Genomic DNA, 13,480 nt, shown 5'->3' with positions numbered 1-13,480 from the left:
AAGGCACCCACGTGACCAGCCCTGTCGGATTGGGTATGCCCGAAGGCCCGGCCGCCGTTCTCGCACCCCGCCGCAAGACTCGCCAGCTCCAGGTCGGAACTGTCGGAGTCGGCAGCGACTTCCCGGTATCCGTGCAGTCGATGTGCACCACCAAGACCCACGACGTCAACGCCACCCTGCAGCAGATCGCCGAACTCACGGCGTCGGGCTGCGACATCGTCCGTGTCGCCTGCCCGCGGCAGGAGGACGCCGACGCGCTCGCGACCATCGCGAAGAAGAGCCAGATCCCGGTCATCGCCGACATCCATTTCCAGCCCCGGTACATCTTCGCCGCCATCGAGGCCGGCTGCGCGGCCGTCCGTGTGAACCCCGGCAACATCAAGGAGTTCGACGGACGCGTCAAGGAGGTCGCGAAGGCCGCGGGCGACGCAGGCATCCCGATCCGCATCGGCGTCAACGCCGGTTCCCTCGACCCGCGGCTGATGCAGAAGTACGGCAAGGCGACGCCGGAGGCGCTCGTCGAGTCCGCGCTGTGGGAGGCGGGACTGTTCGAGGAACACGGGTTCGGCGACATCAAGATCTCGGTGAAGCACAACGACCCGGTGATCATGGTCGAGGCGTACCGGCAGCTGGCGGCGCAGTGCAACTACCCGCTGCACCTCGGGGTGACCGAGGCCGGTCCGGCGTTTCAGGGCACGATCAAGTCGGCGGTGGCGTTCGGTGCGCTGCTGGCGGACGGCATCGGCGACACCATCCGGGTGTCGCTGTCCGCCCCGCCCGCCGAGGAGATCAAGGTCGGCACGCAGATCCTGCAGTCGCTGAACTTGCGACCCCGGAAGCTCGAGATCGTGTCCTGCCCGTCGTGCGGGCGCGCCCAGGTAGACGTGTACACGCTCGCCGACGAGGTCACCGCCGGTCTCGAGGGCATGGAGATCCCGCTGCGCGTGGCCGTCATGGGGTGCGTCGTCAACGGTCCCGGTGAGGCCCGCGAGGCCGACCTGGGGGTCGCGTCCGGTAACGGCAAGGGGCAGATCTTCGTCAAGGGCAAGGTCATCAAGACGGTGCCGGAGGCGCAGATCGTCGAAACCCTCATCGAGGAAGCGATGCGGATCGCCGAGGAGATGGAGGGTGATGCGACGTCCGGATCACCCGTCGTGACGGTCAGCTGAGTCGGCGCAGGCAGCGGGCAACGAAACGTCTCCCGTTTCCGGCGAGTTCATGGCAATCTGGTGGGCAGGTCCACTAGCTGACAAGGTTGGGTAGATGCTCAAGCTCCTCGGTGCCAAACAGTTGAGCAGTCGGGACGCAGCACACGTGCTCCGCGTTCTCGACGCCGATCCTGTCGCCGCCTGCATGGTTGCCGCTCGCGTAGAAGAGGGCGGCATCGATCCCCGGATGATCCACGGAGAGTTGTGGAGTCGGGGTGGGCCGCTCGAGTCGTTGTGCTTCTCGGGCGCGAATTTCGTGCCGCTGCGCGGCAGCATCGACGACATGCGGGCGTTCGCCGACCGCGCCTGTCGCACCCCGCGCATGTGTTCGTCGCTGGTCGGCCGGGCCGAACTGACACTGCCGCTGTGGGAGATGCTCGAGATGGATTGGGGGCCTGCCCGCGAGGTCCGGCCCGACCAGCCGCTGCTGGCGCTGGCGAGTACTCCGCAGTGCCGCCCGGACCCCCTGGTCCGGCAGGTGCGGATGCACGAACTCGAGCAGTACCTGCCTGCCGCGGTCGCGATGTTCATCGAAGAGGTCGGCATCGATCCCCGCGCCAACGACGGCGGACGAGGGTACCGGCGCCGCGTCGCCAATCTCATCGCCGCAGGCCGGGCGTGGGCCAGATTCGACGACGGTCAGGTGGTGTTCAAGGCCGAGGTCGGCTCGGTGTCCTCGCGGGTGGGGCAGATCCAGGGTGTTTGGGTGCATCCGATGTATCGCGGGCACGGGTTCGGGGCGGCGGGTACCGCGACGGTCGCGGAGGCCGTCATCGCGGAGGGCCGCATCGCCAGCCTCTACGTCAACAGTTTCAACACGGTGGCCCGCAGCGCGTACGCGCGCATCGGCTTCAGCCAGGTCGCGACGTTCGCCACAATTCTTCTGGACTGACTCGCTGTCCGCTTACCGGGTCGGCGGCGTCCGCCGACATAGCATGGGCGGCGATGAACCTGCGGCCATATTTTCGCTTACGCGTCGTCCAGTCGATCGCCCTGTGCGGCGCCGCTGTGCTGACGGTGGGTCTCACGGCGTGCACGCCGAGACCGGACGGTCCGGAACCGGCGGCGCAGGCGTTTCTGACGGCCTTCGCCGAGCAGGATTCGGAGCAGGCCGCCGATCTGTCGGATCGTCCCGACGTCGCCCGCCAGGCCCTCGAGTCCGCGTGGACGTCGCTGCAGGCCGAGTCTCTCGACGCCCGGACGACGGACGTTCACGTCAGCGGTGACACGGCCACCGTCGGGTACACGTACGAGTGGCATCTGCCGAAGGACCGGGTGTGGACGTATTCGGGTGAACTTCAGATGGGGCGGCGCGGCGGCGACTGGGCCGTGCGCTGGAGTTCCACCAACGTCCATCCCCGGCTGGGGGACCGGCAGACGATGTCGCTTCGTTCCACGGCTGCCCCGCGGGCGCGGGTCAATGAGCATTCGGGGTCGGACGTCCTCGTCCCCGGCGTGGTGTACCGCGTGAAGTTCGATGCGGCGCAGTCGGGCAACGTGATCGGCAGCGCCCAGTCCCTCTCATCGGCGCTCGCCACGTTCGACAACACGCTCACCGCGCAGTCGATCGCCGAATCGGCGACGGCGGTCAAGGGCGACTACCTCGTCACGAGGCTGCGGTCGGACGACTACGAACAGGTCGCCGGCGTGCTCGGCGCCATTCCCGGTGTGAGCGTGTCCGACGAGGCGGATCTCGTGGCCACCGACCGGAACTTCGCACCCGATCTGGTCGGTCAGGTGAAGAAGACCGTGATCGACGAGGTCGACGGCAAGGCCGGCTGGAGTGTGGTGACGGTGAACCAGAACGGTGTGGACACGGACGTGCTCACCGAGACGGCGCCGCAGACTTCCCCGTCGTTCTCGATCAGCCTCGACCGTCCCATCCAAATCGCCGCGCAGAACGCCGTCAATGCTCGCACCGACCAGACGATGATGGTCGTCATCCAGCCGTCGACCGGCGACGTCCTGGCCGTCGCGCAGAACAAGGCCGCGGACAGGGACGGTCCGGTCGCGCTCACCGGCCTGTATCCGCCCGGTTCGACGTTCAAGATCATCACCGCGGGCGCCGCGATCTCGTCGGGGATCGCGACACCCGACACGATGGTGCCGTGTCCGGGACGCATCGAGATCGGTGAGCGCAGCGTTCCGAACTACAACGAATTCGCGCTCGGCACCGTGCCGATGGCCACGGCGTTCGCCCGCTCCTGCAATACGTCGTTCGCGAAACTTGCCAGCGAGATGCGTCCCGACGCACTGACGGTCGCTGCGTCGCAGTACGGAATCGGCCCCGACTACGAAGTGGTGGGCCTGCCGACCGACTCGGGTTCGGTGCCGCCGGCCGAGGATCTGGTGCAGCGAACCGAGGACGGATTCGGTCAGGGCAAGGTGGTGGTGAGCCCGTTCGGGATGGCGTTGGCCGCCGCGACCATCGCACACGGTTCGACGCCCGTGCCGCGGTTGATCGCCGGACGGGAAACCACGATCGACGGCGAGCATCCGCAGATCAGCCCGGAGATGGTCGACGGGCTGCGCGGAATGATGCGTCTCGTGGTGACGAGCGGTACCGCGGAGCGGATCGAAGACCAGGGCGAGGTGTACGGCAAGACGGGTGAGGCCGAGGTCGAGGGCGGTTCGCACGCCTGGTTCGTCGGCTACCGCGGCGACCTCGCGTTCGCGACGCTGGTGGTGCGCGGCGGCAGTTCCGACAACGCCGTCGCCGTCACCCGCGACATGTTCGCCGCGCTGCCCGAGGGGTACTGACGCGGGCCGCTGTCCACCGATCGGGGGACGCGGAATTCATCCTGGTCAGGGGCTGATCAGTGGACAGACGCTGCCGCCGGTGCGGTCCATAGTTGGTTGCAGACGGAAGAACCCGCACAGTCGGGATCGAAAAGCCAACGTGGACAGGAAGTCGGACCATGACCATCAGTGCAGAAGTGAACGGCCTGGAGACAGTGAACGGCACCCGGAGGGTGTTGTTCGTCGGGCGCCCGGGCGCCGGCACCGAGCTGACGCGGTGGGTTGCGTTGCGGCAGTGGGCTTCCGACCGCGGAATCGAATCGATCAGCGATTGCGAGGGTGACGTCGTCTGCGCGATCGTGACAGAGGACGTCCTGGACGGACTCTGCTCGCCGTCCGATGCGATGGCGATGCAGCTGGCGCGGGCTCGAGGGGTGCCCTGCGTCGGCGTTCGCGACGCACATGTTCTCGAGGATGCGATCTGACATGGGCTTCGAGATCATCGAGCGCGGCGAGACCCTGGTGGCCGGTCTGCCCGTGCGAAGCCCCCAGCGCGCGTTGGGGAAGCTGAGCGACCCTCGCCTGGACCGCGCATGGACGAGAGTGCTCCACCACGAGGTCGGGGGGCCGCTCGCCTCCACCTACATCGACTTCGCTCCCGACGTCGAGTCGTATTACACCCAGATCGTCGGGTACGAGTGTGCGACGGTGGACGACGCCACGCGGGGTCACGTCATTTCGCGGATCCCGCCCGGCACGTACGCCAAGTTCTCCTCGCGGGGAATGTTTCCCGACGTGATGCTGCGGCTGTGGGCGCAGGTCAGCGAGGCGGAGACGAACGGCGACATCGAGCGGACGTACACCGGTGACCTCGAAGCGTATCCCCACGCCTACGCCGTGGACCTGTACATTCCGATCCGCGTGGACGAGTCCGGGGCGCCGTCGAGTGCGATGGGTGAGAAGCGATGATCGAGATCGTCAAGCGGCAGGCCGAAACGTTTGTGGGCCTGACCATTCCCGAAGGCAAACCCGGGCGTCCCGGGCCGGGCCGGGAACTCGTCGACTACACGGTGGAACGGATCAGGGATCGGGGGATCTCCGAGATCTTCGTCATCTACGCGGCGTCCCCGCCGCCGCGCACGTTCACGGTGGTCGTCGGATATCCGTGCGATTCGCCCGACAAGATGGAGCCCGGCGACGTCCTGGTCGGCGTACGTGCCGGCTATTTCGCCCGATTCTGTTGCGAGGACGAATCGGAACCGGATGCGCTCGCCGAGACGTGGAGCGTCGCCGACTACGCGGCGGCGCGCGGCCGAATCGAACGTGCCTTCACCGAGGACCTCGAGGTGCATCATCCGGACGGGTCGGTCGATTTGTTCCTCTCACTGCACTGAGCGGCAACCGGGCGGGTCACTCGTGCTCGGCGAGTTTCTCGGGGTCGATCCGGGGCCCGCCCTTGCCGAGCCTCTTGTTCACGAGGACGGTCCCGGACCACAGCACGACACCGATTCCGAGGAGAACGCCCGCGATCTGGTACTGCACCGCGGGACGGTCGGCGAAAGGAGTGACGAGGAAGCCACACGTGAGGGCGCCGATGATCGGAAAGATGGTCGGCACCCGGAAATGCTTGTGCTCCACCGGTTGTTTGCGCAAAACGAGCACGGTGATGTTGACGATGGTGAACACGCCCAGCAGCAGCAGCGCGGTGGTGCCGCCGAGTTCGGGGACCTCACCGACGAACGTGATGAGGCCGAACGCGAGGATCGTCGTGAAGACGATGGCAACGTACGGTGTGCGCCGCGTGGCGTGAACCTTGCCGAGCGGGGGAGGCAGGATGCCCTCGCGGCTCATGCCGTACAGCAACCGGCTCGCCATCAGCATGTTGATCAGTGCCGTGTTGGCGACGGCGAACATGGTGATGAACGCGAAGATTCCGATCGGGAACGCGGGCGCCCCGGCCTGAACGACCTTCAGCAGCGGAGTGTCACCCTCGCCGAGCTCGCTCACGGGTACGAGGGCGATCGCGGTGATCGACACGAACACGTAGATGCAGCCGGTGATGATCAGGCCGGTCAGTAGGACCTTGGGGAAGATGCGGCTCGGTTCCTTGCATTCCTCGGCCATGTTGACCGAGTCCTCGAACCCGACCATCGCGAAGAACGCCAGGGCGGTTCCCGCGACGACCGCGCCGAGTGCGGATCGGTCGCCGGTGTCGAACGTGGCCACCCGGGAGAAGTCGCCGTCGCCGACGCCGAGGGCCCACAGCCCGATCATGATGATGATCAGGAGACCGGACAGCTCGACGCAGGTGAGTACGACGTTGGTCTTGACGCTCTCGCTGACCCCGCGGAAGTTGACGAGACCCACCAGCGTCATGAAGCCGAGACCGAGCAGGGTGATGCCGATCCCGGTGGAGAAGTCGAGGTCGAACGCCTCGACGAAATTGGCGGCGAACGCCCGCGACGCCGTCGATGCGGACGTGATTCCCGAGCACATCACCGCGAACGCCACCATGTACGTGAGGAAGTGCACCCCGAACGCCTTGTGCGTGTACAGCGCGGCGCCCGCGGCCTTCGGGAACTTGGTGACCAGCTCCAGATAGCTGAATGCGGTGATGATCGCGACGACGAACGCCACCAGGAACGGCAGCCACACCGCGCCCCCGACCTGATTGGCCACCTTTCCGGTGAGCGCGTAGATACCGGTGCCGAGGATGTCTCCGACGATGAACAGCAGGAGCAGCCCCGGGCCCATCACCCGCTTGAGGCTCGGCTGTTCGGGCGAATTCGAATCTGGTGCATTCGAACTCGTGGCGTCCGCTGTCGATCCCATGATCCACCGCCTTTCGCTACCGCCTGCGTCCCTCGTTCGAGAAGACTGTGTTCGCTAGGGGAGCAGCCCGAGCCTGCGCGCGGTGACAACCGCCTCGTGTCGCGACCGTGCGTCGAGTTTGCTCATGGCACTGCGCAGGTAACTCTTGACCGTCTCGGGTCCCACCGAGAGGCGCTGTGCTGCTTCGCTGTTGGTGCATCCCAGGGCCACGTGGGACAGGACGTCGATCTCACGTGGAGTGAGGTGGACGCCGGGGTCCTCGTCGCCGCCGTCGGCGTCCGGACGCAGAATGCCCGCCAGTCGCTGCGACAGCCCGCGGAGACGGGCCTGCAACGACGTGTCGGCGACGGTCTGCGCCACACTCCGCAGCTCCGCGTGAATGTCGCGGAGCTCCTCGGTGGTGGCGCCTCCGGCACCGCCCACGTCGAGCGTCTTCATCATCTCGACGCGGCGATCGACCTCGTCCCGGATGGCGATCTCGGTGCCGAGGCGCCGGGATGCCGCGACGACGATGTCGGCGGTGCGGTCGCCGATCGGTGCGCAGTCGCGGATGGCGGCGTAGAGCACGGCGCGCGAGCTGCCCCGCACCATGACCGGCACAGCGAGGATGGACCGGAGTCCCTCACTGAGGACGGGCCGGTCGTAGTGGTGGGTAATGGTCGAGGAGCGGCCGTAGTCGTTGACCGCCACCGGTGTGCGCTGGGCGACCACGCGGCCACCGAGACCGGAACGCGAGGGGATCGCGAGGCCCTTGAGGTTGTTGGTGCGCGTGCCGACGAACTCGCTGAGGTGCAGTGTGCCGTCCTGGACCTCGCCGCCGAACAGGACCGGCGCGAGGCCGTGAGCTGCGATGGAGCGCAGCTCACCCCGAAGTGCGTCCCCGTCCCGAGGGCGCAGCAGCGACGGTGCACGAGCAACCAAGTCGGTCACCCCTTTCCGGGGGTAGTCACAGCGGTCTGTGAGCTAGATCATAACCGTAGTGAGTTCGGGCGACGGCCCGACCATCTGTCACGGGCCATGAGAGCACAAGGAGTACCGCATGACCACCGATCCCACCGCACGCGTGCGTGAGCTGCTGGACCAGTACGACACGCCGACGGCGTCCGCCGCGGAACTGCTGTGTGATCGACACCCCGCCGACGACGTGGCATTCACCGTCGTCGAATCGGATCTGTCGTCGACGGACCTCACCTACGGCTACCTGCGCGAGCAGTCCACGCGATTCGCCGCCGCACTCGCGGACCTCGGCGTCGAGCCGGGTGACCACGTCGCGACGCTGATGGGCAAGTCGGCCGAACTGGTCGTCGCGCTGCTCGGCATCTGGCGGCGGGGTGCCGTCCACGTTCCCCTGTTCACCGCGTTCGCGCCGCCCGCGATCGCGTTCCGGCTGGGTGCGAGCGGGGCGAAGGTCGTGGTCTCCGACGCCAACCAGCTGGACAAGCTGACTCCCGGGGAGGACATCCCCGCGGACGCGTCCTGGCAGGTCGTCGTCGTGGGCGGGGCCGGCGCCGACGCGCTCGACTTCGCGACGCTCGTGGAGTCGCACGACGCCGCGGATGCGAGGGGTGCGGCCGTCACGGTCGGCGGTGACGGACCCCTCGTCCAGTTGTTCACCAGCGGCACGACCGGCACACCGAAGGGGGTGCCGGTGCGGCTGCGGGCCCTGGCGTCCTTCCACGCCTACCTGGAGTTCGGCCTCGACGTCCGCAAGGACGACGTGTTCTGGAACGCCGCCGACCCCGGCTGGGCCTACGGCCTCTACTACGCCCTGCTCGGACCCCTCGCCGCGGGCACCCGCAGCATCCTGCTGCACGCCGGATTCTCCGCGCCCCTCACCTGGCAGGTGATGGAACGCTTCGGCGTCACCAACTTCGCCGCCGCGCCGACGGTCTACCGCAGCCTGCGGGCCGACCCCACGCCGATCCCCGAGACGGTGACACTGCGACGCGCGTCGTCGGCGGGTGAACCGCTCACTCCCGATGTGATCTCGTGGGCCGAGGCCAACCTGAACGTGTTCGTGCGCGACCACTACGGCCAGACCGAGCACGGCATGTTCATCGCCAACTCCTGGGCCGACGGACTGCGGGAAGAGGTGCGCGACGGGTCCATGGGCAAACCACTGCCGGGGTGGGCGTGCGCCGTGCTCGAGGACGACTCCGACGCGATCGCCCCGCCGCGGACTCCCGGTCGGGTGGCGATCGACACCCTGGGCAGCCCGCTGATGTGGTTCACCGGCTATGTCGACGCCCCGGAGAAGACCGCGCAGCGGTTCACCGCCGACGGCCGCTGGTACCTCACGGGCGATGCCGGGCAGACCGACGAGGACGGCTTCTTCTTCTTCTCCGCCCGCGACGACGACGTGATCATCATGGCCGGCTACCGGATCGGGCCCTTCGACGTCGAGAGTGTGCTCGTGATGCACGACGAGGTCGTCGAGGCTGCGGTCGTCGGGATGCCCGACGAGTTGCGGGGTGAGGTGCTCGAGGCGTTCGTGGTCCTGCGCGACGGCGTCGACGGGACCGACGAACTGGAGGTCGAGCTGCAGACGCTGGTGAAGAAGAAGTTCGCGGCGCACGCCTACCCGCGCACCGTGCACTTCGTCCCCAACCTGCCGAAGACCCCCAGCGGCAAGGTGCAGCGCTACCTGCTCCGCCAGAAGTAGGCCCTCCGGGCCCGTGCGCCTTTCCGGTAGCTCCAGCTACCAGAAAGGCGCACGGGTGCGTCAGCGCCTGCGGAGGCGGCCGACGACCAGCAGGGCGAGGAGGGTGACCGCCAGTAGCAGGGTGGTGTCGGCGGCGGCGAGGAACACCTGACCGCGGTCGGTGAGCCCGAAGATGCTCACCGGCAACGTCTTCCAGGTCGCGGGGTACACCATCACGGTGGCGCCCAGTTCGCCCATCGACAGCGCGATCGACAAGCCCGCGGCGGCGCCGAGCGCTGGAAGCAGGAGCGGCAGCGTGATCCGCAGCAGGACGCGAGTGGGCCCGGCGCCGAGGGATTCGGCCGCCTGCCGGTAGGCCGGGTCGAGCCGGTCCAGTGCCGCCGACACGGCACTGAACGTGAAGGCCAGCATGAGGATCGTGTGTGCCAGGATCACGATCCACTTGGTTCCGCCGAGCAGGAGCGGTCGCGAGTTGAACGTGATCAGCAGGCCCAGACCGATCGCCACGGACGGGATCGCGATCGGCAGGTGAAAGACGGCGTCGGTGGTGCGGCGCAACCACGTCGGCGCCTGCCTCGTAGCGAGTGCCGCCCACGTCCCGACCGCCAGCGCCAGTGCGCCCGCGACGAACGCCGTCTGCAGGCTGACGGTGAGGCTGGCGAGATTCTCGTCGGACAGCGCCGCCGCGAAGTTCCGGCCGCCGAGGTTCGAGGGCAGTGGGCCCGTCCAGGATCCGGCCAGCGCGGCAGCGATCACGGTGACGATCGGTGCCGCGAACACGACGGTCACCACCAGGGCGAACAGGCTCAGGGTCAGCGCCCTAGATCTTGTCGTCCACAGCAGCACGGCTGCCTCCCGTCAGCTTGGCGAACACGAATCGGTACGTGCAGTACAGGGTCAGCGACAGCGCCACCTGGACGGTGGCGATCACGGCGGCGCCCGGCAGGTCGAACGTGACGATGCCGCGCGTGTAGATCAGGACGGGCAGCGTCACCACGTCCTTGGCGCCCGTGAACAGGACGATGCCGAACTCGTTGAGGGTGAGCAGCAGCACCAGCGATCCACCCGCCAGCAGTGCGGGCCATGCCTCGGGCATCACCACGGTCCGGAGTACCCGCAGCGGCGACGCCCCGAGACTGGCGGCGACGTCGAATTGTTCGCGGGGGATCTGGGTGAACGCGGCGAGCAGGGGGCGGACGACGAACGGCGTGAAGAACGTGATCTCCGCGGCGATCACCCCCAGTGGGGTGCCGAGGAAGTTCAGCGGTCCGTCGGCGTCGCCGGTGATCCGCGCGATCAGCGCGTTCACTGCCCCGGCCGTGCCGTAGAGGAACGTGAACGCCAGCGTGATCAGGAACGACGGCAGCGACAGCACCGCGTCGATCAGCCGTCCCACGACCTTCGATCCCGTGAACGGGACGAACGCCAGCACGAGCGCCAGGAACGTGCCGAGGATCAGGCAGCCGACGGTGGAGAGGCCGGCGATCTGCACCGTCCGCCACAGCGCGGTGCGGAACAGTTCCGACCGGAGGACGCCGGACCAGTTGTCCAGACCCGAACCGGTTTCGGAGTCGAGGGATTCGGTGAGTACCCGGGCCATCGGGTAGGCGGCGAATCCGAGCACGAGCAGCAGGGGTGGGAGCGTCCACGCGATGCCCCGCCACCGGACCGGCTCGGGGCGGGGCGGGGCCGCCGCGGCGGACGGACGCTCGAGTGTCGCGGTCATGTCGCCGGCACCAGGACGCTGCCGTCGGACGGGAACTGCACGCCGACGACGGTGCCCAGAGCGCGCTGGTCGTGACCGGGCACGTCCGCGTCCACCTGCACTCCCTCGAAGTCGTCGACGGCGAGCGTGATCCGCGTGGTCGATCCCCGCCACACCGTCGAGACGATCCGTGCCGAGAACGAACCCCGCGCGCCGGGCGCCGTCAGCGTCACCGCATGCGGGCGGACACACAGGAACGCGGGCAGGTCCGACTCCCATTCCACGTGCCCGATGTCGGGTTGAGGGGCGGTGGCAGTGACGGGCACCCCGCCGATCGACACGAGCGCCGACGTCCCGATCACCCGGGTGACGGTGCACGGCAGCAGGTTGGCACCGCCGAGGAATTCCGCGGTGAAACTGCTCGGTGGCCGCTTCCAGAGGTTCTCGGCGGTGTCGATGTCGGCGAGCCGGGAGTTCCGCATGACGGCGATCCGGTCGGCCAGCGCCAGCGCCTCGCTCTGATCGTGCGTGACGTAGAGCATCGCGGTGTCGGGCAGGGCCGCACGCAGTCGCGAGAGCTCACCGAGCATGTTCTCGCGTAGTTGTGCGTCCAGCGCGGCGAGTGGTTCGTCGAGCAGCAGGACTGCGGGCCGGATCGCGAGGGCCCGCGCGATCGCGATCCGCTGCTGCTGTCCGCCCGACAATTCGCGGGGCAGGCGTTTGCCGTAGGCGGCCATGCCGACCATGTCGAGGGCCTCGGCCACCCGCGCGCCGATCTCCGCGCGTGGCACGCGTTGGCAGCGGAGGCCGAACGCGACGTTGTCGGCCACCCGCATGTGCGGGAACAGCGCATAGGACTGCACGACGACGCCGATTCCCCGTTTCGCGGGCGGTAGGTCGGTGACGTCGCGGGATCCGAGCCGCACGGAACCCGAAGTGGGGCGGACGAATCCCGCGAGCGCCGCGAGCGCGGTCGACTTCCCGGAACCGCTCGGGCCGAGCAGGGCCACCGTCTCACCGCGGCCGACGCGCAGGTTGAAGTCGATCAGGGCGTGGGTGACGCCCTTGCCGCGGCCGTAGCCCACGGTGACGCGGTCGAACGTGATAGCCGGCGCGGAGAAGTCGGTGGCTCCGCGGACCGCGGTGGTGTGCGACGGGTGTGCCCGCCTGGCTGGAAGTCCCGACACGATCAGCTCCCGGTGGCCTTCTGGTATGCGGAGACGTCCGAATCGAGTTCGGTGAGTACGTCGTTCCAGTTCGGCGACCACACCTGGACCCCCTGCAGTGCCCGTGCCGGGGCGCTCTCGCCCGCCGCGGCGCGCACGTCCTCGCGGACCGGCATGCCGAGCGCCTCGTCGGCGACCGTCTTCTGCGACTCCTCGGAGAGCAGGAACTCCATCAGCTGCCTGCCTTGCTCGCTGCGGGGCGCCCCCTTCGCCAGACCCATCACGTACGGCAGGGCGACGGTGGTGCGGGTGCCGTCGGCGGCAGCGGGGAAGAAGAGCTCGAATTTCGAGCCGTCGTCGGCGATCGACGTGAGGTTCATCTGCACGTCACCGTTGGCCACGAGCAGTTCGCCGTTGCTGACCTTCGGCTGCAGCTTGCCGGTCGAGGACGACGGTCCCACGTTGTTGGCCTGCAGCTTCGCGAGATAGTCGAGCGCGCCCTCCTTGCCCCTCAGATGCTGGAGGAGCAGTAGCACCGCGGTGCCGTCACCGGCCTGGCCGGGGCTGGAGTATTGTATCTTGCCCTCGAACTGGTCGGACAGCAGGTCGTCCCAGGTCCGGGGAGCAGGTGAGGCCGCCGGGTTGGCGATGAAGGACAGGTAGTTCTCGACGACGGGAACGTAGTGACCGGCCGCGTCCTTCTCCGCCGCGGGAACCGCGGAGGTGTCGACACCGCTCGGAACGAGGAGTCCCTGGGAGTCGGCCTTCTGGATGAACGGCGGCAGCGTGACGACGACGTCGGCCTGTGGGTTCGACTGTTCCTTCTCGAGACGGGAGACGACTTCGCCGGATCCGGCCTCGACGAGGTTCACCGCGATTCCGGTCTGTGCGGTGAAGGCGTCGAAACGCGACTGGTACCAACCGGATAACCCGTCGGCGCTGTACACGGTGACCGTGTCGGTGCCCGAATCGGCGGCGGTGCCGGTTCCGCCGCAGGCGGTTCCGAGGGTGAGGAGGGCCGCGGCCAGCGCGGCCGCGACGATCCGGGGACGAAGACGCATGGGGTGTTCCTAACGATGAGGGGACTGTGAAAAGGAGATTGCCGTTTGGTCTAGACCATTGGGCCACCGCGTGGAGAACGACAGGTGAACAATTGGTATAGACCATT

13 protein-coding genes are annotated in these 13,480 nt (G+C 68.1%); 7 read left to right on the top strand and 6 right to left on the bottom strand.

Annotated features, from left to right (window positions below; translation table 11 throughout):
* Positions 1-11 precede the first annotated feature (11 nt).
* The 6 genes from ispG (at position 12) to GO592_RS16630 (ending at position 5,341) form a co-directional block, all read left to right on the top strand.
* Positions 12-1,169: a flavodoxin-dependent (E)-4-hydroxy-3-methylbut-2-enyl-diphosphate synthase gene (ispG, locus tag GO592_RS16655; protein WP_005259330.1), complete on the top strand. Its 1,158-nt coding sequence runs from the start codon at positions 12-14 to the stop codon at positions 1,167-1,169.
* 94 nt (positions 1,170-1,263) lie between these two features.
* The gene (locus GO592_RS16650; protein ID WP_005240559.1) at positions 1,264-2,100 is read left to right on the top strand and encodes a GNAT family N-acetyltransferase; all 837 of its coding nucleotides are present in this window, start codon (positions 1,264-1,266) and stop codon (positions 2,098-2,100) included.
* 53 nt (positions 2,101-2,153) lie between these two features.
* Complete coding sequence (locus GO592_RS16645; RefSeq protein WP_172650528.1) at positions 2,154-3,968, top strand: penicillin-binding transpeptidase domain-containing protein; 1,815 nt, start codon at positions 2,154-2,156, stop codon at positions 3,966-3,968.
* A gap of 158 nt (positions 3,969-4,126) precedes the next feature.
* A complete protein-coding gene (locus tag GO592_RS16640; RefSeq protein ID WP_007296906.1) occupies positions 4,127-4,432 on the top strand; it encodes a hypothetical protein in 306 nt (101 codons plus the stop codon).
* A gap of 1 nt (position 4,433) precedes the next feature.
* Positions 4,434-4,916, top strand: coding sequence for a GyrI-like domain-containing protein (locus GO592_RS16635; protein WP_005573725.1), 483 nt, complete (start codon positions 4,434-4,436; stop codon positions 4,914-4,916).
* Positions 4,913-5,341, top strand: a complete 429-nt coding sequence (locus tag GO592_RS16630; protein WP_007296907.1) for a GyrI-like domain-containing protein — start codon at positions 4,913-4,915, stop codon at positions 5,339-5,341. Before GO592_RS16635 ends, GO592_RS16630 begins: the two co-directional genes overlap by 4 nt.
* A gap of 16 nt (positions 5,342-5,357) precedes the next feature.
* Here GO592_RS16630 and GO592_RS16625 read toward each other — a convergent pair whose 3' ends face one another.
* Positions 5,358-6,779, bottom strand: a complete 1,422-nt coding sequence (locus tag GO592_RS16625; RefSeq protein WP_007296908.1) for an APC family permease — start codon at positions 6,777-6,779, stop codon at positions 5,358-5,360.
* A 54-nt stretch (positions 6,780-6,833) separates the two neighbouring features.
* Complete coding sequence (locus GO592_RS16620) at positions 6,834-7,709, bottom strand: helix-turn-helix transcriptional regulator (protein ID WP_007296909.1); 876 nt, start codon at positions 7,707-7,709, stop codon at positions 6,834-6,836.
* Positions 7,710-7,818: 109 nt separating this feature from the next.
* Between GO592_RS16620 and GO592_RS16615 the strand changes: the two genes are divergently transcribed.
* Positions 7,819-9,441, top strand: coding sequence for an AMP-binding protein (locus tag GO592_RS16615; RefSeq protein WP_007296910.1), 1,623 nt, complete (start codon positions 7,819-7,821; stop codon positions 9,439-9,441).
* A gap of 60 nt (positions 9,442-9,501) precedes the next feature.
* On the opposite strand, the gene GO592_RS16610 is transcribed toward GO592_RS16615, so the two are convergent.
* The 4 genes from GO592_RS16610 to GO592_RS16595 are packed head-to-tail and all read right to left on the bottom strand — an operon-like array spanning position 9,502 to position 13,373.
* Entirely contained in the window at positions 9,502-10,287 is a 786-nt protein-coding gene (locus GO592_RS16610; protein ID WP_039951032.1) for an ABC transporter permease, read from the bottom strand.
* Positions 10,262-11,167 (bottom strand): 2-aminoethylphosphonate ABC transporter permease subunit, encoded by a 906-nt coding sequence (locus GO592_RS16605; protein ID WP_007296912.1) that lies wholly within the window; start codon positions 11,165-11,167, stop codon positions 10,262-10,264. The genes GO592_RS16610 and GO592_RS16605 overlap by 26 nt, the downstream gene beginning before the upstream one ends.
* Entirely contained in the window at positions 11,164-12,333 is a 1,170-nt protein-coding gene (locus GO592_RS16600) for an ABC transporter ATP-binding protein (RefSeq protein WP_007296913.1), read from the bottom strand. Before GO592_RS16600 ends, GO592_RS16605 begins: the two co-directional genes overlap by 4 nt.
* Positions 12,334-12,335: 2 nt before the next feature.
* On the bottom strand, positions 12,336-13,373 hold the full coding sequence (locus tag GO592_RS16595) for a 2-aminoethylphosphonate ABC transporter substrate-binding protein (protein ID WP_007296914.1): 1,038 nt from the start codon (positions 13,371-13,373) through the stop codon (positions 12,336-12,338).
* Between the last annotated feature and the right edge of the window lie 107 nt (positions 13,374-13,480).

It is taken from the genome of Rhodococcus sp. 21391, assembly GCF_016772255.1.
In the GTDB taxonomy this organism is placed as follows: domain Bacteria; phylum Actinomycetota; class Actinomycetes; order Mycobacteriales; family Mycobacteriaceae; genus Rhodococcus_F; species Rhodococcus_F opacus.
The sequence above is the reverse complement of the archived record's forward strand: the minus strand, read 5'-3'. Positions and strand labels throughout refer to the sequence as shown.